19 protein-coding genes and 3 pseudogenes are annotated in these 22,255 nt (G+C 52.5%); 11 read left to right on the forward strand and 11 right to left on the reverse strand.

What is annotated here, in order from left to right:
* Positions 1–61: 61 nt before the first annotated feature.
* A complete protein-coding gene (locus tag F8N82_RS14875) occupies positions 62–394 on the reverse strand; it encodes a hypothetical protein (RefSeq protein ID WP_136477141.1) in 333 nt (110 codons plus the stop codon).
* A 524-nt stretch (positions 395–918) separates the two neighbouring features.
* Between F8N82_RS14875 and F8N82_RS14880 the strand changes: the two are divergent.
* The 8 genes and pseudogenes from F8N82_RS14880 to F8N82_RS14915 all read left to right on the forward strand — a co-directional run.
* Positions 919–1,383, forward strand: a pseudogene (locus F8N82_RS14880) (phage infection protein); the annotation flags it as partial.
* A 694-nt stretch (positions 1,384–2,077) separates the two neighbouring features.
* Positions 2,078–3,436: a glutathione-disulfide reductase gene (gene gorA / locus F8N82_RS14885; protein WP_150777085.1), complete on the forward strand. Its 1,359-nt coding sequence runs from the start codon at positions 2,078–2,080 to the stop codon at positions 3,434–3,436.
* 454 nt (positions 3,437–3,890) lie between these two features.
* Positions 3,891–4,223, forward strand: a complete 333-nt coding sequence (locus F8N82_RS14890) for a carboxymuconolactone decarboxylase family protein (protein WP_073656864.1) — start codon at positions 3,891–3,893, stop codon at positions 4,221–4,223.
* Between the two features lie 44 nt (positions 4,224–4,267).
* Complete coding sequence (locus tag F8N82_RS14895; RefSeq protein WP_150777086.1) at positions 4,268–5,392, forward strand: alkene reductase; 1,125 nt, start codon at positions 4,268–4,270, stop codon at positions 5,390–5,392.
* Between the two features lie 168 nt (positions 5,393–5,560).
* A complete protein-coding gene (locus F8N82_RS14900; RefSeq protein ID WP_100782331.1) occupies positions 5,561–5,779 on the forward strand; it encodes a tautomerase family protein in 219 nt (72 codons plus the stop codon).
* A gap of 190 nt (positions 5,780–5,969) precedes the next feature.
* Positions 5,970–6,491 (forward strand): glutathione-regulated potassium-efflux system oxidoreductase KefF, encoded by a 522-nt coding sequence (kefF, locus tag F8N82_RS14905; RefSeq protein ID WP_100782364.1) that lies wholly within the window; start codon positions 5,970–5,972, stop codon positions 6,489–6,491.
* Between the two features lies 1 nt (position 6,492).
* Entirely contained in the window at positions 6,493–8,304 is a 1,812-nt protein-coding gene (kefC, locus tag F8N82_RS14910; RefSeq protein WP_150777087.1) for a glutathione-regulated potassium-efflux system protein KefC, read from the forward strand.
* 163 nt (positions 8,305–8,467) lie between these two features.
* The gene (locus F8N82_RS14915) at positions 8,468–8,746 is read left to right on the forward strand and encodes a hypothetical protein (RefSeq protein WP_150777088.1); all 279 of its coding nucleotides are present in this window, start codon (positions 8,468–8,470) and stop codon (positions 8,744–8,746) included.
* A gap of 115 nt (positions 8,747–8,861) precedes the next feature.
* Here the strand turns inward: F8N82_RS14915 and F8N82_RS14920 are convergent, their stop codons facing one another.
* The 8 genes from F8N82_RS14920 to F8N82_RS14955 all read right to left on the reverse strand — a co-directional run bounded on the left by F8N82_RS14920 (position 8,862) and on the right by F8N82_RS14955 (position 15,871).
* Entirely contained in the window at positions 8,862–9,176 is a 315-nt protein-coding gene (locus F8N82_RS14920) for an ArsR/SmtB family transcription factor (protein ID WP_100782334.1), read from the reverse strand.
* 50 nt (positions 9,177–9,226) lie between these two features.
* Entirely contained in the window at positions 9,227–10,351 is a 1,125-nt protein-coding gene (locus F8N82_RS14925) for an alkene reductase (protein WP_150777089.1), read from the reverse strand.
* Positions 10,352–10,640: 289 nt separating this feature from the next.
* The gene (locus tag F8N82_RS14930) at positions 10,641–10,970 is read right to left on the reverse strand and encodes a thioredoxin family protein (protein WP_150777090.1); all 330 of its coding nucleotides are present in this window, start codon (positions 10,968–10,970) and stop codon (positions 10,641–10,643) included.
* A gap of 232 nt (positions 10,971–11,202) precedes the next feature.
* Positions 11,203–11,793: a TetR/AcrR family transcriptional regulator gene (locus F8N82_RS14935; protein ID WP_100782337.1), complete on the reverse strand. Its 591-nt coding sequence runs from the start codon at positions 11,791–11,793 to the stop codon at positions 11,203–11,205.
* A 168-nt stretch (positions 11,794–11,961) separates the two neighbouring features.
* Complete coding sequence (locus F8N82_RS14940; protein WP_338918761.1) at positions 11,962–12,735, reverse strand: SDR family NAD(P)-dependent oxidoreductase; 774 nt, start codon at positions 12,733–12,735, stop codon at positions 11,962–11,964.
* 84 nt (positions 12,736–12,819) lie between these two features.
* On the reverse strand, positions 12,820–13,374 hold the full coding sequence (locus F8N82_RS14945; protein WP_100782339.1) for an OsmC family protein: 555 nt from the start codon (positions 13,372–13,374) through the stop codon (positions 12,820–12,822).
* Between the two features lie 340 nt (positions 13,375–13,714).
* Entirely contained in the window at positions 13,715–14,278 is a 564-nt protein-coding gene (locus tag F8N82_RS14950; protein WP_150777091.1) for a TetR/AcrR family transcriptional regulator, read from the reverse strand.
* Positions 14,279–14,392: 114 nt separating this feature from the next.
* Complete coding sequence (locus F8N82_RS14955) at positions 14,393–15,871, reverse strand: amino acid permease (protein WP_100782341.1); 1,479 nt, start codon at positions 15,869–15,871, stop codon at positions 14,393–14,395.
* A gap of 347 nt (positions 15,872–16,218) precedes the next feature.
* Between F8N82_RS14955 and metC the strand changes: the two genes are divergently transcribed.
* Positions 16,219–17,388 (forward strand): cystathionine beta-lyase, encoded by a 1,170-nt coding sequence (metC, locus tag F8N82_RS14960; RefSeq protein WP_136477144.1) that lies wholly within the window; start codon positions 16,219–16,221, stop codon positions 17,386–17,388.
* A gap of 883 nt (positions 17,389–18,271) precedes the next feature.
* Positions 18,272–18,565, forward strand: a pseudogene (locus F8N82_RS14965) (endonuclease); the annotation flags it as partial.
* An 8-nt stretch (positions 18,566–18,573) separates the two neighbouring features.
* Here F8N82_RS14965 and F8N82_RS14970 read toward each other — a convergent pair.
* Positions 18,574–19,736 (reverse strand): IS3 family transposase gene (locus F8N82_RS14970; RefSeq protein ID WP_338918762.1). Its coding sequence is split into 2 segments (ribosomal slippage): positions 18,574–19,481 and positions 19,481–19,736, totalling 1,164 coding nucleotides; the frame shifts between segments, so codons are not numbered across the junction.
* A gap of 62 nt (positions 19,737–19,798) precedes the next feature.
* On the opposite strand from F8N82_RS14970, the pseudogene F8N82_RS14975 reads away from it, so the two are divergent.
* Positions 19,799–20,479 (forward strand): annotated as a pseudogene (locus F8N82_RS14975) (endonuclease); the annotation flags it as partial.
* A 637-nt stretch (positions 20,480–21,116) separates the two neighbouring features.
* Here F8N82_RS14975 and F8N82_RS14980 read toward each other — a convergent pair.
* On the reverse strand, positions 21,117–22,010 hold the full coding sequence (locus F8N82_RS14980) for a hypothetical protein (RefSeq protein ID WP_318196219.1): 894 nt from the start codon (positions 22,008–22,010) through the stop codon (positions 21,117–21,119).
* Positions 22,011–22,255 lie beyond the last annotated feature (245 nt).

Here is a 22,255-nt window from a genome sequence, read left to right on the forward strand (position 1 = left end):
CCCATGCCTTGGCTTCGCAGAGCGGGCTAGGTCGAAATGAAACTCTGGTGAGATTCTGCTGTTAAGCGGAGAAGTACCGTTGCCAATAGGCTTCCCGACATGCACTGTTGAAGCTGACGTGGCAAGGGCTGACCGCTTTGTCGAGCGGCTGGCGAACGACTTCGTAGAAAATCCAACATTCGGCGCAGGCCGCATCACTGGGATAGTCATCCTGTTCCGCTGTCCGTTTAATGAGTGCGCCGTCATCGAAGGCATAGGTTTTTTCCTCTGCGGTGACGGTGTATCCCTGGTCGAACCAAGTTTCTTGATTCGAACTTTCAAGGTGCGCGGTGCGAGGCGAGGAAAACCCCAAGATGGCATTGACGTAGTTGACGAGGTGATTTGTATGAGTCACGGGCTGTATCCACAGATGGCTTAGAGCGACTAACAAAAATCCTGAAGCGGCGTTGCGACTTTACTGCAAAAGTTATCTGCCCTTAATAGTAAGCGGTAACGGAGAAGATAGATATGCCTCCGCCCCCATTGTGCGACTAAACCAGTTACAGCTTATGCGGCATAGCAACTGGTAGATTTCACGCCCCCACTGCGTCGACAGACGCGTGAGGACGTCCTCAGATCGTCAGCCGGATCACGCCCACTCAGCCGTGTTTACTGGATCTGTCTAAATTTGCTAACACGCAGGTGGCCTGCTCCGTAGACAAGCACAGCAACCAATCACTCAAGCTGGGTACCACGCAGCAACCTGGAATGGTCAAGTCACCTGCGTCAGAGACGTCGGCGAAGCCTCCATGCTCTCTTCAAGCTCTTTCACATCCATTGTTGACATCGATAGTCACCATCAACTCAATGAAGTTCTCAAAAAAAATCGACGGCGTAACATCAGCTCCATGTCATACAACTCCCCTGGAGCACAGAATCATGAAACGCCAAACCATCCTCAGCATCGTATTCTCTGCCCTTACAGTTAACGCTTTCGCCGCGACCTCTACCCAACCACTTGTCGCCGAAGGTGGCTCGGATCGCCTGCTTGAGCGTCGCGTGGCCGAAGGTGGCTCGGATCGTCTGCTTGAGCGTCGTGTTGCCGAAGGCGGCTCGGATCGCCTGCTTGAGCGTCGCGTGGCCGAAGGTGGCTCGGATCGCCTGCTTGAGCGTCGCGTGGCCGAAGGTGGCTCGGATCGTCTGCTTGAGCGTCGTGTTGCCGAAGGTGGCTCGGATCGCCTGCTTGAGCGTCGCGTGGCCGAAGGTGGCTCGGATCGCCTGCTTGAGCGTCGCGTGGCCGGGTGGCCGATCGTCTGTTAGCGTCGGGAAGGTGGCTCGGATCGCCTGCTTGAGCGTCGCGTGGCCGAAGGTGGCTCGGATCGTCTGCTTGAGCGGCGCGTTGCCGAAGGCGGCTCGGATCGACTGCTTGAGCGTCGTGTTGCCGAAGGTGGCTCGGATCGCCTGCTTGAGCGTCGTGTTGCCGAAGGTGGCTCGGATCGCCTGCTTGAGCGGCGCGTTGCCGAAGGCGGCTCGGATCGACTGCTTGAGCGTCGTGTTGCCGAAGGTGGCTCGGATCGCCTGCTTGAGCGTCGTGTTGCCGAAGGTGGCTCGGATCGCCTGCTTGAGCGTCGCGTTGCCGAAGGCGGCTCGGATCGCTTAATCGAAAGCCGCAATGCATAAATGAATAGATTCCGCATTGTCCACATAAGCCCGGCCCGACAAGCCGGGCTTTTTCGTGTTCTCCATTGCTCAGTGGCACCTGATAAATAGAAATAAAAGCACAGGAAAGTGGTACTTATCATGGGTAATGATTCAGTTTCAGCTTAGCCCTTTACACTCCCACACGAGTCAATAACACCGTAGTTAAACGCAAAAGATTCGCAGCCCACCACTTTCCCCTCCACTCCTCAGACGATGAAGCCACTCGGCGCGCGCAATTGCACACCTACCAACTGAATGGTAGCGTTAAGTCAACTACCAGAAATCCCCAGGCAGCCCCACGGGTATGCGCCCGATGATCCGCTGACTCCCAACGACTGTCCGGCCCACTATTAACCAACCCCGCCGTCATGCTGGTTGCCTGTCAAGGAGATTGAAAATGGCCTACGATTTTGACCTTTATGTGATTGGCGCTGGTTCCGGAGGCGTGCGGGCAGCGCGTTTTTCCGCCGGTTTTGGCGCGAAAGTGGCTGTAGCCGAAAGTCGCTACTTGGGTGGCACGTGCGTGAACGTTGGCTGCGTTCCGAAAAAACTGCTGGTCTACGGAGCACACTTCGCCGAAGACTTCGAGCAGTCGCAAGGTTTTGGCTGGACTCCGGGCGAGGCAAAGTTCGACTGGGCGACGCTGATTGCCAACAAGGATCGCGAGATCCATCGCCTGAACGGCATCTATCGCAATCTGCTGGTCAACAGCGGTGCAACACTGCATGAGGGCCACGCAAAAATCGTCGATCCGCATACCGTCGAGGTCAATGGCGAGCGCTACACCGCTAACAACATCCTGATCACTACCGGTGGTTGGCCGCAGTCCCCGCAGATTCCTGGGCATGAGCACGCGATCAGTTCCAATCAGGCATTCTTCCTTAAGGAGCTGCCCAAGCGCGTTCTCGTGGTCGGTGGTGGTTACATTGCCGTGGAGTTTGCCGGGATCTTCCACGGCCTAGGTGCCAAGACCACGCTGCTGTATCGCGGTGGTCTGTTCCTGCGCGGCTTCGACGGTGCGGTACGCAAACATTTGCAGGAAGAGTTGACCAGGCGTGGCATGGATCTGCAATTCAATGCCGACATCGAGCGTATCGACAAACAAGCCGATGGCAGCCTGAGAGCAACCCTCACGGATGGTCGAGTACTGGAGGCAGATTGTGTGTTTTACGCCACTGGTCGACGACCGATGCTCGACAACCTGGGCTTGGAAAACACTGCAGTCAAACTCGACAAGAAAGGTTTTGTCGAGGTCGATGAACTGTATCAAACCGCTGAACCGTCGATCCTGGCCCTGGGCGATGTGATTGGTCGGGTGCAACTGACGCCGGTCGCACTGGCCGAAGGCATGGCCGTGGCGCGGCGACTGTTCAAGCCTGAGCAGTATCGTCCGGTGGATTACAAGATGATCCCGACGGCAGTGTTCAGTCAGCCTAACATCGGCACTGTCGGGTTGACCGAAGAAGAGGCGCGAGAGGCCGGGCACGAAGTAGTGATCTTTGAAAGCCGCTTCCGGCCGATGAAATTTTCGCTGACCGAATGCCAGGAGCGCACTTTGATGAAGCTGGTGGTGGACACCAAGACCGACAAGGTCTTGGGCTGCCATATGGTCGGCCCGGAGGCCGGCGAGATCGTGCAGGGTGTGGCGATTGCGCTGAAGTCGGGTGCAACCAAGCGCGATTTCGACGAAACCATCGCCGTGCATCCGACGTCCGCTGAAGAGTTCGTCACCATGCGTACACCGGTCGCGGACTAACCCTTCAGGTGCTGCGGTTGCGTCTGGCTCTGTTGCAACGACAGGAGCTAGGCACGCACTTTCATCATGACCACTAGCCCGCTGGTTTCCAGGCCAACGATGCTCACGAAAAATCAATCAACATGTTGAGCGCTTAGGTATCAGCAGCCGTTGCACCTATCCCCCCCCCCCCCCGCATGGGCATGACGCTAATACCGCAGGTTGCTTTCAGCTCTGAAGGTTAGGCCCTCGCTCTGAATGCCAATCGGCCCCTGAGCATGACTGCTAACTCCAGAGCAAAGGGTGTGCAGGCAAATGCCGCAGAGGCATCTCCGAATTCCATTTCTCATCAAGTCATATGATCGAGCCGCCTATCACTCACTATTGCCAACCTACCAACTAGATGGTAGATTCGTCTCAGATTCAAATTAATCTACAGCAACCCTACAGGGCGCCACGCCCAGGTGAGTATCCCATGCAAGATTGGAAGCAAACTCGTAAAGACATCAACGCCCGCCTGGTAGAGCTGAACGGCCTGTCCCCAGAAACCATGAAAGGTATGGCTTCGCTAGGAGGTGCTGGCGCGAAAACAAACCAGCTGGACGCCAAAACACGCGAACTGATTTCGTTAGCCGTAGCGGTGACTACCCGCTGTGATGGCTGCATCGCTTTTCACGCCGCAGAGGCCAAAAAGCTCGGCGTAACTACTGAAGAGGTGGCAGAGGCTTTGGGTGTAGCAATCAACATGAACGCAGGGGCTGCGCTGGTCTACAGCACTCACGTGCTCGACGCCTTCGACAAGTCATAAATCTTTCTCCGCCCTTCAACTCTTTAACGACGTCGAGATTAATCATGAATAAGCTATTCACCCCTTACGATTTGTCAGGCAATGCGCTGAAAAACCGTGTTGTCATGGCGCCGATGACCCGCACCCGTACCCTGAACAACATTCCAAATGAATCCAACGCACTGTATTACGCGCAACGTGCTTCTGCCGGCTTGCTGATCACCGAAGGCCTGCCTATCTCCGACGAGGCTCGCGGCTATCTGTACACCCCTGGCATTTACGAAGATGAGCACTTGCCAGGATGGCGCAAAGTCACTGAAGCCGTGCATGCCAAGGGTGGGAAGATTTTTGCGCAACTCTGGCACGTTGGCCGTATGTCTCATGTCTCGGTGCATGGCATGGTACCGGTCTCCTCGGGTACGGTGCCTGCGGTTGATACCACGGTGTATGCGTGGATCGAGCCTGGTAAATCAGGCCCGGTTCAACCCAGCGCACCACGTGCTCTGGAAACTGAGGAAGTAAAGCGCGTTATCGCGGACTTTGTGAAATCTGCGCGAATGGCAATGGACGCAGGCTTTGATGGTATCGAAATCATGGCGGCGAACGGCTTTCTGTTCGATCAGTTCCTGAGCAGCGCCCTGAACACTCGAACCGACCAGTACGGTGGCTCCATTGCCAACCGTCAGCGCTTCCTGCTGGAGACCATTGACGCAATTGCTGCTGAAATCGGTGGTTCCCAGATTGGTGTCCGTTTCTCGCCGTTTGGTCGCCTGTACGACTTCGGCGTGTACGACGGTGAAGAAGAAACCTGGATGAGCATGGCGGCAGCCCTCAATGAACGGGAACTAGCGTTCGTTCACCTGAATTACCAACCAACCATCCTCGCCGCGCAAACACCTCCGGGTTTCGGCGCCGCCTTCCGCGAAGCCTACAAAGGCACCTTGATGGCTGCTGGCGGCTTCACCAAAGAGATCGCAGAGTCTGAACTGGCCAAAGGTGAACTCGACCTGATCGCTTTCGGCACCGCCTACATTGCCAACCCTGATCTGGTAGAGCGTATGCAGAACGGCTGGCCATTGGCGGAAGGCGATCGCGCAACCTACTACGGCGTCAGCGATTCGATTGACAAGGGTTACACCGACTATCCGACTTACGCTAACGCTGCTCAGCGGGTTTCGGCTGAAGCGTAATTGCTTTAAGGCACAGCCTACGTTGAGTTATGCGTGGGCAGTCCTGTCGTAATGCGGAGCTACCAGTCATGTCTGCTGTAAAGACCGGATAGAACCCGCGCCCCAAAGTCACGAAGATATGGGCGTCTTCGGTACTGACCTATAGCCCTTACTGAAATGGAGCACACTATGCCGTTAGTCATTATTAAAGGTATCGAAGGCGTTTTCACGGAAGAACAAAAAGCCGAGGCGATTCACAAAGTTACCGAGGCCATGGTCTCAGTCGAGGGTGAAAACATGCGCGCTCTCACTTGGGTTCTTTTCGAGGAAGTCAAAAGCGGCAGTTGGGGTATTGCAGGAGAGGCAATCACCGCAGAAAAGGTGCTTAAGCTACAAGCTGGCGAATAAAGCGCTGCCCTGATAATCAAGCCTTTTCTGGATTTGGTGCATCTCGTTCCTTGGGACTTGGCATCTTTTCTAGGAGGGGCTTTTTCATTCAAAAGACATAGATTGGCATCAAAGTGCTTGAATGAAAACCATCCTCTACGTGGGGTGGGCTCTATCGCTCATCGACCTAACGGACATTCTGGAGGTCATCTTGATTCTTATCATTTACGCTCATCCCTACCCCGAAAAATCACTTGTTAATCAAGCAATGCTCGAACGCGTATCCAGCAATCCGGACATAGTCATACGCTCCCTGTACGACCTTTATCCGGACTTCAATATCGACGTTGAGGCTGAACAGAGAGCGGTCGATCAAGCACAGCTGCTCGTATTGCAACATCCGATGTATTGGTACAGCTCCCCGCCCCTTTTGAAATTATGGATCGATAAAGTATTCACTCACGGTTGGGCATACGGCAAAGGCTCTGTCGCCCTCAAAGATAAGAGTCTGCTGTGGGCCGTCACGACGGGTGGCGAGCACGATCATTTCCAAATAGGTGACCACCCAGGTTTCTCGGTGCTGGCTCAACCCCTCCACGCAACGGCAATCTATTGCAACATGCGCTGGCTGAACCCGGTCGTGGTACACGGCGCGTATGCAGCTGCACCCGACTCCCTACACTCACAAATCGAGCACTATTACGCGCGCTTGGCCTCCTGGAAGGAAGATTGATGTGGAAGCTCACAGCCTGATTGAAATGCTCATTTATTTGGGTTCAGCGGCCTTGATCGTACCTATTGCCGTGAGAATGGGCCTTGGCCCGGTGCTGGGCTATCTGCTCGCCGGGTGCCTTATCGGGCCTTGGGGGCTGAAGCTGGTCACGGATGTCCAGGCGATTCTAGAATTTGCCGAAATTGGCGTAGTGCTGATGTTATTCATCATCGGCCTTGAGCTTGATCCCAAACGGCTTTGGGCAATGCGCAGGATGGTGTTCGGTGGAGGTACGCTTCAGATGGTCGCGTGTGGTGTGGCCATCGCATTATTCTGCGCTGTGCTTGGCTTGAATTGGGCTGCGGCACTGCTCGTGGGGCTCACACTCAGCCTCTCTTCTACGGCAATAGCCATGCAAGCCATGAACGAGCGCAACCTAACCCCCACTTCGGTTGGCCGAAGCACCTTCGCAGTGTTGCTGTTTCAGGACATAGCCGCTATCCCACTAGTTGCTATGATTCCGCTCTTGGCAGCAACGGGCGGCACACCTTCCGGCGCAGACCTGGCACTATCGATCGCTAAAATTGTTGGTGCAATCGCTACTGTAGTGTTACTGGGCCAATATGTCTCCCGCCCCTTACTGCGCTTCGTAGCTCGCTCCGGGCTGCGCGAAATTTTCAGTGCTGTAGCACTCTTTCTGGTTTTCGGATTCGGCCTCCTTCTTGAAGAGGCTGGCTTGTCGATGGCGATGGGGGCATTCCTGGCAGGCGTTTTGCTGGCAAGCTCAGAATACCGCCATGCCCTGGAAAGCGATATTGAGCCCTTCAAAGGACTGCTGCTAGGTTTGTTCTTTATCGGCGTCGGGATGTCGATTGACTTTGGTACGCTATTCAATACGCCATTCAAAGTCATCGCTCTGACAATCGGGTTCATCGCCATCAAACTGGTGGTGATCAAAGCCTCAGGCCGACTCTTGAATGTGCCTTCCGGTCAACGCTGGTGGCAGGCGGTGCTGCTAGGCCAAGGTAGCGAATTCGCTTTTGTAGTGTTCGGCGCTGCGACGATTGCAGGTTTGCTTACAGACCAGTGGGGAAAAAGCTTGACTCTGGCAGTAGCTCTGTCGATGTGCGTAACACCCGTGCTTATTTTGCTTCTCAACCGCTTGGAGTCTGCCTCTAAAAAATCCGGCCTGGAACCGGACACCATTGACCAACAAAACCCACTGGTGATCATCGCCGGATTCGGACGCTTCGGCCAAATAGCAGGTCGCCTGCTCATTTCCTGTGGAGTAGAGGTCGTGGTGCTCGATCATGATCCCGACCATATTGAAACGCTGCGAAAATTTGGAGTGAAGGTGTTTTACGGCGACGCCACGCGGCTAGACCTGCTAGAAGCTGCGGGTGCAGCGAAGGCGGTTGTACTGATCAACGCGATAGACGACCGAGCAGATAACCTGAAGCTGACAAGACTGGCCCAAGAGCACTTTCCACACGTGAAGCTCGTCGTACGCGCCCGGGACATGGAGCACATTATTGCCCTTCGACAACTGGGGGTCGAAGCGGTTGAACGAGAAACCTTCGAGAGTGCCCTTTCCTTGGGCAGAACCGCCCTTGAGTTCATAGGCGTGGGGCGCTATGAGGCACGTGAAAGAGCGGATCGATTCAGACGCCTGAATCTGCAGATGCTTGAAGAAATGTCTACACAACCAATGGATGATGCAAGTTTCAGGCATGATACGTATAAGCGAGCTAACGCTTTGCTGACGGAGATCTTCAATGAAGATCGAGCTCACCCAATCAATAACTGGCCAGAACAAGATCGAGCTGAGGATTAAGCACTTGGATAAGACCCGAACACTTGGCTTGCCTAAAGCCGCTGTACAGGCACTGGCAGCCGTGCGGGCGATGCCTAAAGCGCCACATGGCACGTAGTCTTTCGTGCAAGATGGGCGGTCGGGGCCGAATAAATCCATTCATCGAAATACTAGGACGTTAGCGATGCCACCACTCGACGACCTTCGAGCCCAAATGATTGCCGCTGAGGAGTCCTTGAAAAAACTCGATATCGAAATGGAAAAGATCGAATACGACCCTCTTATCCCTGAGAGTGTCCAGGAGGCAAGGAAGCGAGTTCGTCAATTAATCGACACTATCCTTGCAGACTTCGGGGGCAATCCTGTTTTGGCTCCGATGGTTGCTGAACTTAGGTCGCTTTATCTTGATAGGATTGAAGAGCACTTGCGTACAGTTCAAGGCCGAGAATCAGGAAGCTACTGACTTGGCCGAAGCGTACAGTGGCAGACACCAACAGTTCCGTGCTTTCATTAGCCCTGCAGGGTCGACGCCGCCACCCTCTCTGCATCGCATGTCCTGAGCGACCATAGCGTCGGTACTACACCCCTAAATCTGCAAAGAGCTCATTCAACGTTACGACCAGTTGCTGCTCGTGACGCTTGTAGTAAGTCCACTTACCTACCTTGGTCGCAACAACCAGGCCTTGATCAGCGAGAGCTTTCAAGCATAGGGAGGTAGCCGGCTGCGAAAGCCCGGCCTTTTCCTGAATGAGACTGGCGCAGACGCCATACACGTCAAAGGAATAAATCTGCGTCTGGTCATGGAATGACGTGAAAGGGTCTTTCAGCCACATCAACACCTTTCTGCGCACAGGGCTGGAGAGTACTTTGAGCGTCTCATTCAAATCCATCATCTGGGTTGCTTCCTCCGCAAGCGGAGAGCTCCTATCGCAAACCGATCATCTTAAGCGTTGTAGAAAGGATAGTCGATGTAACCCTCCCCTCCTCCGCCATACAGCGTCGCAGCGTTGACTGGATTTAATCTCAGCCCGTTCCTGATGCGTAGCGGAAGATCTGGGTTAGCAATGAAGGTACGGCCAAAGCCAAACAGGTCTCCATACCCTTTTGCTAGAATTTCCTTCGCTTTCTCCTCTGTGTATCGTCCGGAATACATGATTGGCGCTGAAAACGCCTCGCGTAACGCTCTACGAAAAGAATCCGGCAGATCTGGAGCAGATTCCCAGTCAGCCTCTGCAATCGAAAGATATCCTACTCCCAACTCCTCAAGGATTTTAACGGCTTCGATATAGGTATGATGAGGATCGGGCTCCACAAGGCCTAAGTAGACACGCTCTTCCTGCGTGGTCTCGAACAATGGCGCAAACCGCACACCCACCCGCCCACCACCGAAAACACTGATCACCGCTTCGCAGATTTCACGAAGGAATCTCAGCCGATTAACCAACGATCCACCGTACTCATCAGTCCGGCGGTTGGTATGCTCGGAGATGAACTGGTTCACTAGGTAGCCATTGGCGCAGTGAAGCTCAACTCCGTCGAAGCCAGCTTTTTTGGCGTTCAATGCTGCCTTACGATATAGCTGGACAAGTTCCTTAACCTGATCAGTCGTCAACTCGACAGGCTCGCTGGGTTCAGCAAGTGCACCGGTTTGTGGGCCGGTTTCGATAAAGACTTTGACGGCCGTGGCACGAACAGCAGATGGCGCGATCGGCGGATTTCCACCAGGTTGGAGACTGGTGTGTGACACGCGTCCTACATGCCAAAGCTGGCAAAAAATGACAGATCCTTCCGCATGGACTGCATCGGTTACTTTTCGCCAGCCTTCTACCTGATCATCGCTGTATATTCCAGGAGTCCAGGCGTAGCCCTGACCACGCGGTTCGATCTGGGCCCCTTCAGTAACCATGAAGCCTGCCGTGGCCCGTTGCCGGTAATAGGTAACCATCAGATCGTTGGGAATATCACCTGGTTGGGAGCTTCTGGAACGAGTCAGAGGAGGAAGCGAGATACGATTCTTAAGCTCAAGGCCTCCAAGGGAAAGGGGTTGAAACAGGCTGAGATCAGTCATGGTGCCTCTAAGATGATGAATGCCAAGACACATTAACACATTCGAATGTATGAATGTGTAATTTGCGACCTCGGCTGAAGTCTGCTAGAGCTTCCAGCTTGAGTAGGATTCTGAGGACGAAGTCTTGAGGTTGCAGGAAAGCCTTTACGACATTGCCGTTGAAGGGGCTGTTCCGAGGCGCGGAGGCTGTTACTCAGAAGAGTGGTAAATTGAATGGTGCTGGAGAGTTTTTCGACAAAAACCGAAAGCGTGTCTGCGGGCTTTGCCTCGTCATTGAATTAGTGATTTTCTAAAAACTGTGCTTAAGCTGAGAAAGGATTGCTTTTTTTAATGCACCGACCGAGCGAGAGCCGGTCAATATCGAACACAAGTGGCCTTCGTGAAAAACAGCCAAAGATGGCACCGATCGAATACCGTATCTTTGGGAGATTTTCGGAGAAGCCGCTATATCAATCTTTCCAAATTTAACACGAGCATGAAGTTTATCCGCCAGGGCGTTAAATACTGGCTTCATCTCTTGACAGGGCTTACACCAAGAGGCGGCGAACAGAACAACACTGTTGCCTTTCGCCACGAATCTAGCAAACTGGCCAGCTTGTAACTCAATTATATAGCTCATCTAAGTTTCTCTATACCATTTCAAGCCAGGGACAGCGAAACAGCTACTGTAGGACGTGCTCTAATTCTACGGAGTCAATTCGCTTGATTTTGAAATAAAAATCCAGACATGGAGATCTCTCTAACTATTACACCGTTTCGAATGGTCAGCACTGCGATAGATTCCCCCAACCCTAAGCTATACGAAGAGCACTTATAAAGCAGCGCTTTTCGAAGCTAAAATCTGAGGCTAATCAGTAATCTCGAACCTCTACAGCTGATTGTTCTAACGCTTCGAGTAAATAGTTGAATCCCTCAAGGGGGTCGGCAGACCTACCTATCGTCCAGTCAATAAGACTAGCACCTTCCAGTGCACTCAGCAGCATGAAAGCATAGGACTCGGCTGGCTTTACGAGCAACCAGTTATTTTTCACAGCGGCCTCACTGACAGCTTTTTTTAGCCACTCAAGCTGTGCCTCAAAAAACTGTTTTGTTAGCCCCTGGAGTGATGGTGGCAGTGCTGCCATTTCTGCCGCTAAGGCGCCACACAATGGAAGAAGCCCTTCATTGGCGCTTGAGGAAAATAGACGCGAGAACGCTCGTAGGCGCAAAATCGGATCTTGGTCAAGCTCTTCAATAGAGTACAAGGTTTCATCGAAGCGATTAATATAGTCCTTGATCAGCTCTTCACCCAAGCACTCCTTAGTCGGAAAATGGTGATGAATGCTGGCCTTTCGAATACCAATTTTTGCTGCCAGATCAGCGTAACTAAACGCAGAGTATCCTTTTGATCTCATCTGGTTTTCTGCGATTTTTAACAGTGCTGCTCTTGTCGAGATCGACATTTACGACTCCTGCGACTAGCTCTCGGCCTCCCTGTACCAGAAACTGGCAGGCTGTCGCCGATCGCCATACGACTGGCTTTTGAATGAAACTTGAACCAACACACGCCCGATCTCCTGATAACGGTATGAAAGCCGCCCTGCAGCGACTTTCATCAGATCGCGTACTGATCAGGCGCGCACAGCCATAATGCCGGCATCAACGTCCCAAATCGCCCCAGTCACCCACGATGCCTTATCAGACAAGAGGAAAAGGATTGTATTGGCAACATCCTCCGGAACGCCTACTCGTCCCAATGGGTGAAAGGCGTTCAGCGCTTTCATTGCTTCGGGGATTGCCTCTTTATCCATAAACCCTTCATAGATTGAGGTATGGACGATCCCAGGCGAAACAGCGTTGACGCGAATCCCAGAGTGAGCCAGTTCAATTGCCAGGTTGCGCGTTAATGCATGCAAACCTGCCTTGGCCATCGAGTAAGCCGAAGCAGGAGATCCCGCCAGTGCCGCCTGGGCCCCAATGGAGCCCACATTCACAATCGCCCCTTCACGCTTGGCGGCGAGCATATTCTTGACCACTGCCTGGGTGATGAAAAAAGTCGCGCGATTGAGCGATAGATACATGTCGTACTCAGCTTCATCATGCTCGGTAAAAGCCTTCGGAATGAAGATACCTGCAGAGTTCACCATCAAGCTAATATCGCGGTGATTGGCATTGATTTCATTCCGAACTGAATTCATGCCCTCTTCAGTCATCAGATTTGCAACAATCACCGAAACAGGGCCCAGTGCGCTCAGCTCACTTCGAACGGCGTCGGCTTTGTCTTGCTTACTGCCGGTCAAAACCACACTGCCGCCAGCATTCAGCACCATGCGAGCAGTTTCCAGCCCCATGCCACTGGTACCACCGACTACAAGCAGCTTCTTACCTTTGAAAAAATCGCTCATTTCATACTCCAGTAACTGAATTTCCGAAGGTGAAGCGCCAAAGGTCGTTCTGGCGCTCCAGGGGAAGATTCGAACCTTGCGAAATCAGCCCTCACGAACCTCAAGGGTCGGCACCATGCGAATAGCTTTCGAGAAGTTGGCGTAGTTGACCGACGTTTTCAGAACATTTTTATGCAGCTCCTCAACACGTTCGCGAGGCGCATCGGTATGCAGGCGAACGACGAAGCTCACTTCGTCGTAGCCTGGGTTGACGCTTTCGTCGAGGCCCAAGAAACCACGCAGGTCGAGGGTACCGTCCGTCTCAATTTCCAGACTGTGGATCTTGATACCCATCATGGCGGCGTTGGCCGCATAGCCCACCGACATGCAAGCGTTGAGAGCGGCCATTAGCAGTTCTTGAGGGTTCGGTGCCGAGTTTTGGCCCAGCAACTCATTTGGCTCATCGGCGACGATTTCAAAATCACGCGAATAGGTCTCACCAGCGAGGCTGTAGCGACTGACTTTCGCCACAGAGCGCGTCTGGCCTTTCCACTCGGTCTTGACGTTAAAGCTGGCGTGGCGCTTGCCCGCATCCTCAGCAACACCTTGAGCAAACTGCTGCAGGGCGCCTACGTCAATGCCGTTCAGATTGTTAGTCATTTGGTAAGTCCTCTTCTACGCATGGATGGGTGTGAGACGACACAACTCTACCAACTAGTAGGTAGACATGCAATAGGTATTGTTAAATCACCTGATCCACCCCGTTCAACGATGGCTTCCCGGCTCTGAGCATTGATTACAGACGCGCGCGGCTATGCACCGCTCGTCCGAAAGGACAGCAGGTGATAAGGAACAGTCGGAACAAGCGGCCGTCAGGCTGGGAAGGAGAAGAAGGCGGAAGGAGAAGCGTTTACGCAGGAAGACCTAAATAGGTGACGCCCACCCTGGCAGGTGGGCAGTCAGGTGTGATTTACGATGCATTGAAGGATGTAGATCGCGTTTATGACACAACGATGCTTTTCAGAATCAAGCTAAATCCGGACTGCGAGCCTACTCTGTCGCTCATCGCCCAGGAGACAAAACTGTCACCCTCTAGAATATTCAATATCGCTCTTGAGATTTCTTTTGGATTTAGATCGCCGCGTATCAGATTTTCAGCTTGTCCCTTGGCTAAATTACTTTCTAACCACAAGAGGTGAATTTGGAAAAACTTGCGAGTCAGTTCTTTTAGACTTTCTGGTAAAGCGGACAACTCTGCTGCAAGCGCGCCACAGAGAGGCAACATTCCATTTTCCGAGCTATCAACGAACAATGAGGCAAAAGCATTCAAACGAACAAGTGCGTCAGGACTTTGCTCATTAATTAGCGCTAAATTTTTCTCAAACCTAAATAGATAGCTCTCTATCACCGCGATCCCGAGCCCTTCTTTCGTCGGAAAGTGGTGATGAATACTTGCTTTCTTAATACCAATTTCATCCGCTAAATCTGCATAGCTAAATGCTGCGTAACCCTTGGTACGCAATAGTAGTTCAGCAGTAATGAGGAGATCGGAACGCGTACTCATGACTTTACCTTGATTTTCTGATGAAGCCATATTAACTGTATCAGGGCAGTGATTCAACTCATAGGGCGATGAGAGGACGCCATAACACGCCCCTGATCGCCCAAAACCATGTTTTTATGTGGCCTGTACGGCTTTTACCTCTTCAACAGACCCTGTTTTTGCTCGAACGACCCTTGACCAACCAATGAGTAGGACAACTGCTATCACAGGTATTGAAAGGACAGTGTACGTACCGTTAGGGTAATCAAAGCCTAAGAGAACAAGCACAGCAAGCAGGAAACCAAGGGTCAACCAGGAGGTAAATGGCGCGCCTGGCATTTTGAAGTTTACCATTGCAACCTCTCCTCTTTTTACCGCGCGACGATATCGTAACTGCGATAACACAATGAAGGCCCATGTAGAAAGAATGCCCAAGGAAACCATATTCAACAGCAACTCAAACAGTTGCGAAGGAATCAAATAATTCAAAAATACACCAAAAACGTTAATCCCCATGGTCACTAGGATTCCCATGTAAGGTACTCCCTGTGAGTTCATACGCTTGAAAAGTTTCGGGGCAGACCCACCCATTGCGAGTGATCTCAACACCCGCCCCGTTGCATACAGCCCTGAATTTAAGCTGGACAGGGCGGCTGTCATCACAACAATATTCATGATGGAGCCGATACCTGGAACTCCGAGCGCTTCAAAAAAAGTGACGAAAGGGCTAACATTCGCACTATAAGCAGTCCACGGAAGAACAGTAACCAACAAAAATACAGAGCCCACGTAGAATAAGCTTATCCGCCAAATTACGCCGTTGATCGCTTTGGGAATAACGCTCCTTGGATCAGCCGTCTCCCCAGCCGCAGTTCCAACCAGTTCTATACTAGCATATGCAAATATCACACCCTGCACAATTATGACTGCAGGCAGTAAACCATGCGGGAATATACCACCGTTGTCCGTAATCAGGTGCAATCCTGGGATAGTTCCAGCCACCTCATTCCCCGTAGCAAAAAAGTACGATCCCACAATCAAGAAGATGCTAATTGCGGCAACCTTTATCACGGCGAACCAAAATTCCATTTCCCCGAACCACTTCACACCAACCATATTCATTAATGTGACGACACCCAATGCGCTTAATGCAGATACCCACTGAGGAACATCTGCAAACACACCCCAGTACTTCATGTAAATCGCAATCGCAGTTATATCTACAACACCTGTCAGCGCCCAGACCAGAAAATACATCCAACCTGCGACGAACGAAGCACGCTCGCCCATAAACTCACGGGTGTAAGAAACAAAGCTCCCACTACTCGGCCTGTGCATTACCAACTCACCAAGCGCCCTAAGTATGAAGAAAGCGAACACCCCACACACCAAGTACACGACAGCGAGTGCGGGCCCTGCGATCTGCAACCTGGCACCCGCCCCCAAAAACAAGCCAGTACCAATTGCCCCTCCCAGGGCCATCATCTGAACGTGCCGTTTCTTTAAATGCTTTGAATATCCGCTTTCGTGGGATTCTAGCCATTCAGATTGACTTTTTAGATCGCCACTTTTGGATTGATGCGCGGACTGCGATGTTTCTAATTGGTTTCTCATGTGTCACCTAAGCGATGAATTTGCAGTTTTTGTATTATTTCTTGCAAACCTAAACTTGCGGCAGCATCCAACACAGTAATAGAGCGTTATTATTTTTCTAATGTCACGACACCGGAGCGATGGATGAACCTCTGCCCCACGCCCGCAGCGACCATACCGAGACAACAAAAACCTACCATCCGAATGGTTGGCTTTCAACAAAAAATTATGACTAACTTTAAGTTATTGTTTTTCATAGAAAAAATATGCCATGCCAACCACATGGTAGACATTTATGCTTCAGATGAATTACCTTCAACCTTCCCTGCGAATCTCTCACCCCTCAAACCAACCTTCTGGAAGGTAATATGAACAAATACAAAAACGTACAAACGTTACTTGCTCAGGCCTCCGTCCAACCTGAGCAACACCATGGGTTTGTCAACACGCCGGTTTATCGGGGCTCTACGGTGGCATTCCCAACCTGCGAGTCGATGCGCGAGGGACGTCAGAAATACATCTACGGTCGCTGGAACAACCCCACTACGGAGGCCTTAAGCCAGGCACTGCAGCAGCTTGAAGGAGCGGAAGGAACAGTAATATGCCCGTCGGGTCTCTCGGCCTGTACCACGGCCATTCTTTCGGTGGTCGATGCTGGCGATCATTTGCTCGTAGCCGACAATGTATATGCCCCTATAAGGACATTCTGCGAAACCGAAGGTCGGCGCCTGGGAATCGAAGTCTCATTTTATGACCCCACAGTAGGGTCAGGCATCATTGATTTCTTGAGACCAAATACTAAAGCCATCTATACAGAGTCTCCCGGTTCTTTAACCTTGGAAATCCAAGACATTCCCGCGATTGCCAAGGTCGCTCATGCACATGACATACTCGTAATTGCTGACAACACTTGGGGGACACCACTTTACTTCCCATCAATAGATCTCGGCGTTGACTTGTCCATCATGGCGGCGACGAAGTATATTGTGGGCCATTCCGACGCTGTCATCGGAACGGTATCGGCTTCCAAGCGAGCTTGGGATAGACTGAAGCGCTATCACTTCAACATGGGACTATTTGCCAGCCCCGATGACGTGGCCCTTGCGCTCAGAGGACTGCGAACATTAGATGTCCGGCTTGAACGTCACTTCAAAAACGCAACTGTCGTGGCTAAGTGGCTCGATAGTCACCCCGACGTCGAAGCAGTCTATTACCCAGCCTTAGAGTCCCACCCTCAACACCATCTGTGGAAAAGGGACTTCAAAGGCGCCTCAGGCTTGCTTTCATTCATACTTAAACCTTCTACTCAAGCGGCGGCAGATGCGCTTTTAGATAATCTTTCGTTGTTTTGCATCGGCTACTCTTGGGGTGGCTATGAAAGCTTGGCGATGATAGCGAACCCCAGTCCTGTAAGAAGCGCAACCGCCTGGGAAATTGAAGGACACCTTGTTCGACTTCATATTGGTCTTGAAAACCCATCTGATCTCATTGAAGACTTAGAGTCAGGTTTTGCCAAATTTAATTCGCTTAGGTCGTAAAGTCCACAAAACATCTTAAGCGCAACCTGAACGCAAGGTTGCGCTTTTAACTTAACTCTTAATCCATAAGTGCCTTTACCCCACCACCGCAAAAGCTTACCACTCGCCCCGGTCACGTTAATTCACCTGCATCACAACCCCAATTGACAAACAACCTACCACTGAGTAGCCTTTTAAATCCCCTCCCAAAAAAATCCATTTTCTAGCGCTCAAGAGGAGTATTCACGTGGACAAAAACGATAACCTACCCAATCGAGCAACTTTTCGATTCGGTATCAACCGATCGTCGGCTAACAGGAGGATGCGCTACGTTGAAGGAACGCAGATTGATCCAAACGAATGCATATTCTGCGTGCCTGACCTGAATGATGGCATCAAAGGCTTGGACGATCGGGAGTCTGGCGAAACACCATCCCAAAATCCAAGCTGATCGGAGGATTCGGCAAATAGGGCGACGTCTCAGAACTTTAGCTCTTTGCGAGCTTCCTAGCCCCCCTGTCATCCGCATGTGATACAGGTTCTGGCTCTCGCCCCTTCATGAGCATCAACGCTGATTGTAGTGATCAACTAATCCCGGGCACTGCGTTAAGATTTTCCTTGGCCACAGCGGGCGGTAGTTGCCAGTTGCCGTGCTGCATAAAAACCAGTCCTAGCGAATGTGCTACGTTGATGTGGCTGTAGCCTTGATCGAGCACCAAGCTGGCAGCCTCACGCTTGAATTCTGGGATACGGGCGTCCAGCAACGGGGGATCGCTTGGAGTTCGGAAAGGGTGAAAGAGAGCCTTTTAAGAACGCTTTGGCCTAACTTGGGCATCCGCGGCCAAGCCCACTTTTTTCAGCGGCGTATAATCCTACTCCCTGAAAATACCGATGATGCTTTCACATGAAGAAGCTGCTGTACGTCGTAGCGCTATCCCTAGCTATTGTCTCTCCTGCCTTCTCGAGCCCTCCCATGACCTTTACTGAAGCGAAGGTCATTGCCAAACAGAAGATCTACCTCGACCAAGCCAACAGCTCCATGGGTGAGCTCTACTGTGGCTGTAAGTGGACATGGGTAGGTAAATCAGGAGGCCGCATTGACCCAGAATCATGTGGCTATGAAACCCGCAAACAGCAGAGTCGAGCGGAACGCACCGAGTGGGAGCACATTGTGCCCGCGTGGACATTAGGTCACCAGTGTAGTGGTCAACTAATCCCGGACACTGCGTTAAGTTTCTCCTCGGCCACAGCGGGCGCCAGCCCGCTGTTAAATTGATGTGGCCGTTGCCAGTTGTAGCGCTGCATCAAAAACCGGCCGATATCCTGCTGTGCCAGCGTAGCGCTCATGTAGCCCACGCTCGGTACCCATTCCGTTTTCAAACTGCGAAACAACCGTTCCATCGGCGCGTTGTCGTGGCAGTTTCCACGCCGGCTCATGCTCTGCTTAAAACGATAGCGCCACAGTCGCTGACGGAAGCTTCGGCTGCCGTATTGGCTTCCTTGGTCGCTGTGAAACAGCACATTCTGAGGTCGACCACGCTGCTCATAGGCCATGTCCAAGGCCTTGATCACCAGGTCGGCATCGGGCTTCGATGAAAACGCCCAGCCCACCACGCGGCGGGCGAACAGATCAATCACAGCCGCCAAATAGTGCCAGCGACCTTGAGCCCAGACATACGTGATGTCACCACACCAGACCTCATTGGGTGCCGATACGCTGAACTCTCGATCCAGCACGTTCGGAATATCCGGCCGCTCGACCGTCGCCTTTTTGTAGGCATGTGAGCCGGGTTGCTTGCTGATCAACTTCATTTCGCTCATCAGCTTGCGCACCTTGAAACGCCCGATTTCTATGCCGTCCTCGCGCATCATGAACATGATGCTTCGACTGCCTGCGGCACTGCGGCTTTGGGTGAACAATTCGTTCACACGGCTGCGTAAAACCAGCCGCTCAACGTCGGGAGTTCGACGTTTTCGGCAGTGTGCGTAGTAGCAAGATCGGGTGACTTCAAATACCGAGCACAACAGATCAACAGGCTCCTCAGAACGGAGTTGATCGATTAACGCGAACGCTCGTGTTCCTCGGCCATCAAGAGCGCGGTGGCCTTTTTTAATATAGATTTTTCCCGTTCCAGCCGATTGATCCGAGCTTCCAGCTCCTGGATTTTTTGCTGCTCGGGCGTGAGCGCCTTACTGGTCGGAGTGACACCGCCTCGTTCTTGCTGGAGCTGGTTGACCCAGCGGCGCAGGGCAGACTCAACCAACCCTAGTGATCGAGCTGCTTCGATATGGCTGTAGCCCTGATCGAGCACCAGGCTGGCGGCTTCGCGCTTGAACTCGGGCGTAAAGGTACGGCGTTGCTTGGTCATCAGACACCTCTCTGTGGCGAGCATTCTCGCCTAAATGGGTGTCCGGATTCATTAGACCACTACACCAGCGACAGTGCTGGCAGAGCGGTGGACGCGAGCATTGCGCTGACGACGACCCTGTCTTCAAGGCCATGGAAGCAAACCTTTTTAACCTCTACCCTGCAGTAGGTGAAGTGAACGGCGACCGAAGTAACTTCAACTACGGAATGGCATCCGGCGTCGCCCCGCAGTACGGACAGTGCAAAACCAAAGTCGACTTCAACCAACGCGCTGCTGAGCCACGCGATGAGGTCAAAGGTCTCGTTGCCCGGACTACGTTTTACATGTTTGATCGGTACAAACTCAACATGTCCCGACAGCAGCAAAAGCTGCTCATGGCATGGGACAAGCAGCATCCAGTGACCGCCTGGGAGAAAGAACGCGATCGCCGCATCTCCGCAATCATGGGCCACTCCAACCCATTCGTTACCGGCCAACGCAGCTGGAAGAGCGGGTATAAGCCAGTGGGGGATGGCGTCGTGAGCGCTGTCGCTGCGCAAGCCCCACAACCAGCTCCAAAGCCCACCCTGGCAAGCGCATCCACTGCCGTCGGTGTGATCATCGGGAACCAGAAAAGCCACGTCTATCATCTTCCGAGCGGCTGTCCTGGCTATGCACAGGTTTCTGCAAAAAATCAGGTCTCCTTCGCCTCGGAATCGGAGGCTCAGTCAGCAGGTTATCGAAAGGCTGGAAACTGCAAATAGCGCCAAAGCTAACGCCGCAATCGAAGGTGCCATCTATCCTTTCGACTTCAGAGCAACACAGCACGCTACCGAAGGTGAGTGGTTTGAATAGCCCGGGGAGAATGCCCTCCCCCGGCTGTAAAGATGAGCGCCAGGAAATGAATGCACCTACCGTACGGAAGGCCTACAAGGGTTGCCTGCGACGGCCTAATAAAGCCTACTGTCCACCGACTTAGCACTCAGACTTGGTCGAAATTCACTGATGTGTGTGTGTGTGTGTAAGTAGTCCAAGTCGCGCTACTGCCCGCAGCCAATCATCTGGCCGGTTGGAGTGATGGTGCAAACGTTGCCCTCACTATCCTCGGTATGAAAACCATTGCTGTCCGTCCAGGATTTGATCGAATAGCTGTTACCTTCACTGTCCGTGGACTCGACGAGTTGACCGTTGCGGTATGGGCGGGTCTCAGTATCCAATTGATAGCTTTTCCCCTGAGTGTCCCAGGATTTCGCGTGAATGTCTCCATCAGAGTCGGTATCGACGTCTGAGCAGACCATGTACTCACCTTCCCCATAGCACTCAGCGTGAGCGCCAGCGACCAACACCATGGTCAAGCAGGACACTAGAGTGAAAGTCATAGTCCTCATCATGACTGCTGCCTTAAACGACTACGGCGAAGCGCTGAGGATCCAGGGCTGCGACAGCCGAAAATCCAACTCCTTTCTTGAAGTTCATGTTATGGACGAAATTCTTCATCGCGTCAGATGGGTCGATCGCCTCGAGGTTAAGTCCATCGACAGTTGATCTGGAGAGCGCGACACTGAAGATAGGCTGCTCTTCAACATGTCCTGTCGAACTGTTGAGCACATTGTCCAGAGCGGTGACGATGACCAGGTCATCAGGCAGGATAGCCAACAGTTCTCGGCCTACTCGCAAAGCGCAACTGCACACATAGTCTTGATGAAGCTCATTAAACCGCCCAGTAGGCATGGCCTTGGTCGACAGCTTGCCGCTTTTGAGTAGCGATTTGATTTCGGTGGGAATTACATCGGAGCCATGAATAACGAGCTTGGCTTCCAGGATGCCACCTTCATGAACGATCATCTGGATGGCTGAGCCAAGGTGCGAGATTTCCGCGAACGACTCAAAAGCTTCGATTGCGTCGAGCTTGGCCTGGCGATCGCCATCTAGGATGCGGATCGCAATTTCGCGCTCATCTGACCACTCAGAATGGGCAGTCCTCCAATCATCAAGTCGAGCCTGGTAGTCCCTTTCGTCCTCTGCCTGAGCAGCGGAGATGTTCACAATTAGGGCTTCGCGTTGACGAGCTTCTAGCTTGAACAGCCGAGCCCAGAAACTCGGGCGATACATTTCAGATGTATGCACCGCAGCCTGCTCAAGCGCTCCGCTTTTCTGAGGCTGCCTTGGTTCCGGATTTGAAAGGAGGCGCTTCCATTTCACAGGCTCGGCACACTCCTTGTGCATCGAAAGAAGGACTTCGATGTGGTTTTCGTAAACCTCGACTTCGTACGCTGCTTGCTCCAGCGCTTCCATCTTTGAGTACTCTTTCTGTCGCTTTTCGAGCTCACGCTGCCGGCGATTAGCATTGCGCTCAGCTCGGCGCGCCGATGCTTGCAACGAACGTACAGTCCCTTTCCAACCCATCACGATTCTCCCTACCGTTCACGTGGTGGCACATTAGCATAACCGTGAGCTCGGCCTGAATTACCTCTGCATCTGGAATCCAATTGCTAGGAAGCACGAAAAGAGAACACTTGCACTCCAAGCCGCGTAGTGCA

The organism is Pseudomonas fluorescens, from assembly GCF_902497775.2.
Lineage (GTDB): Bacteria > Pseudomonadota > Gammaproteobacteria > Pseudomonadales > Pseudomonadaceae > Aquipseudomonas > Aquipseudomonas putida_F.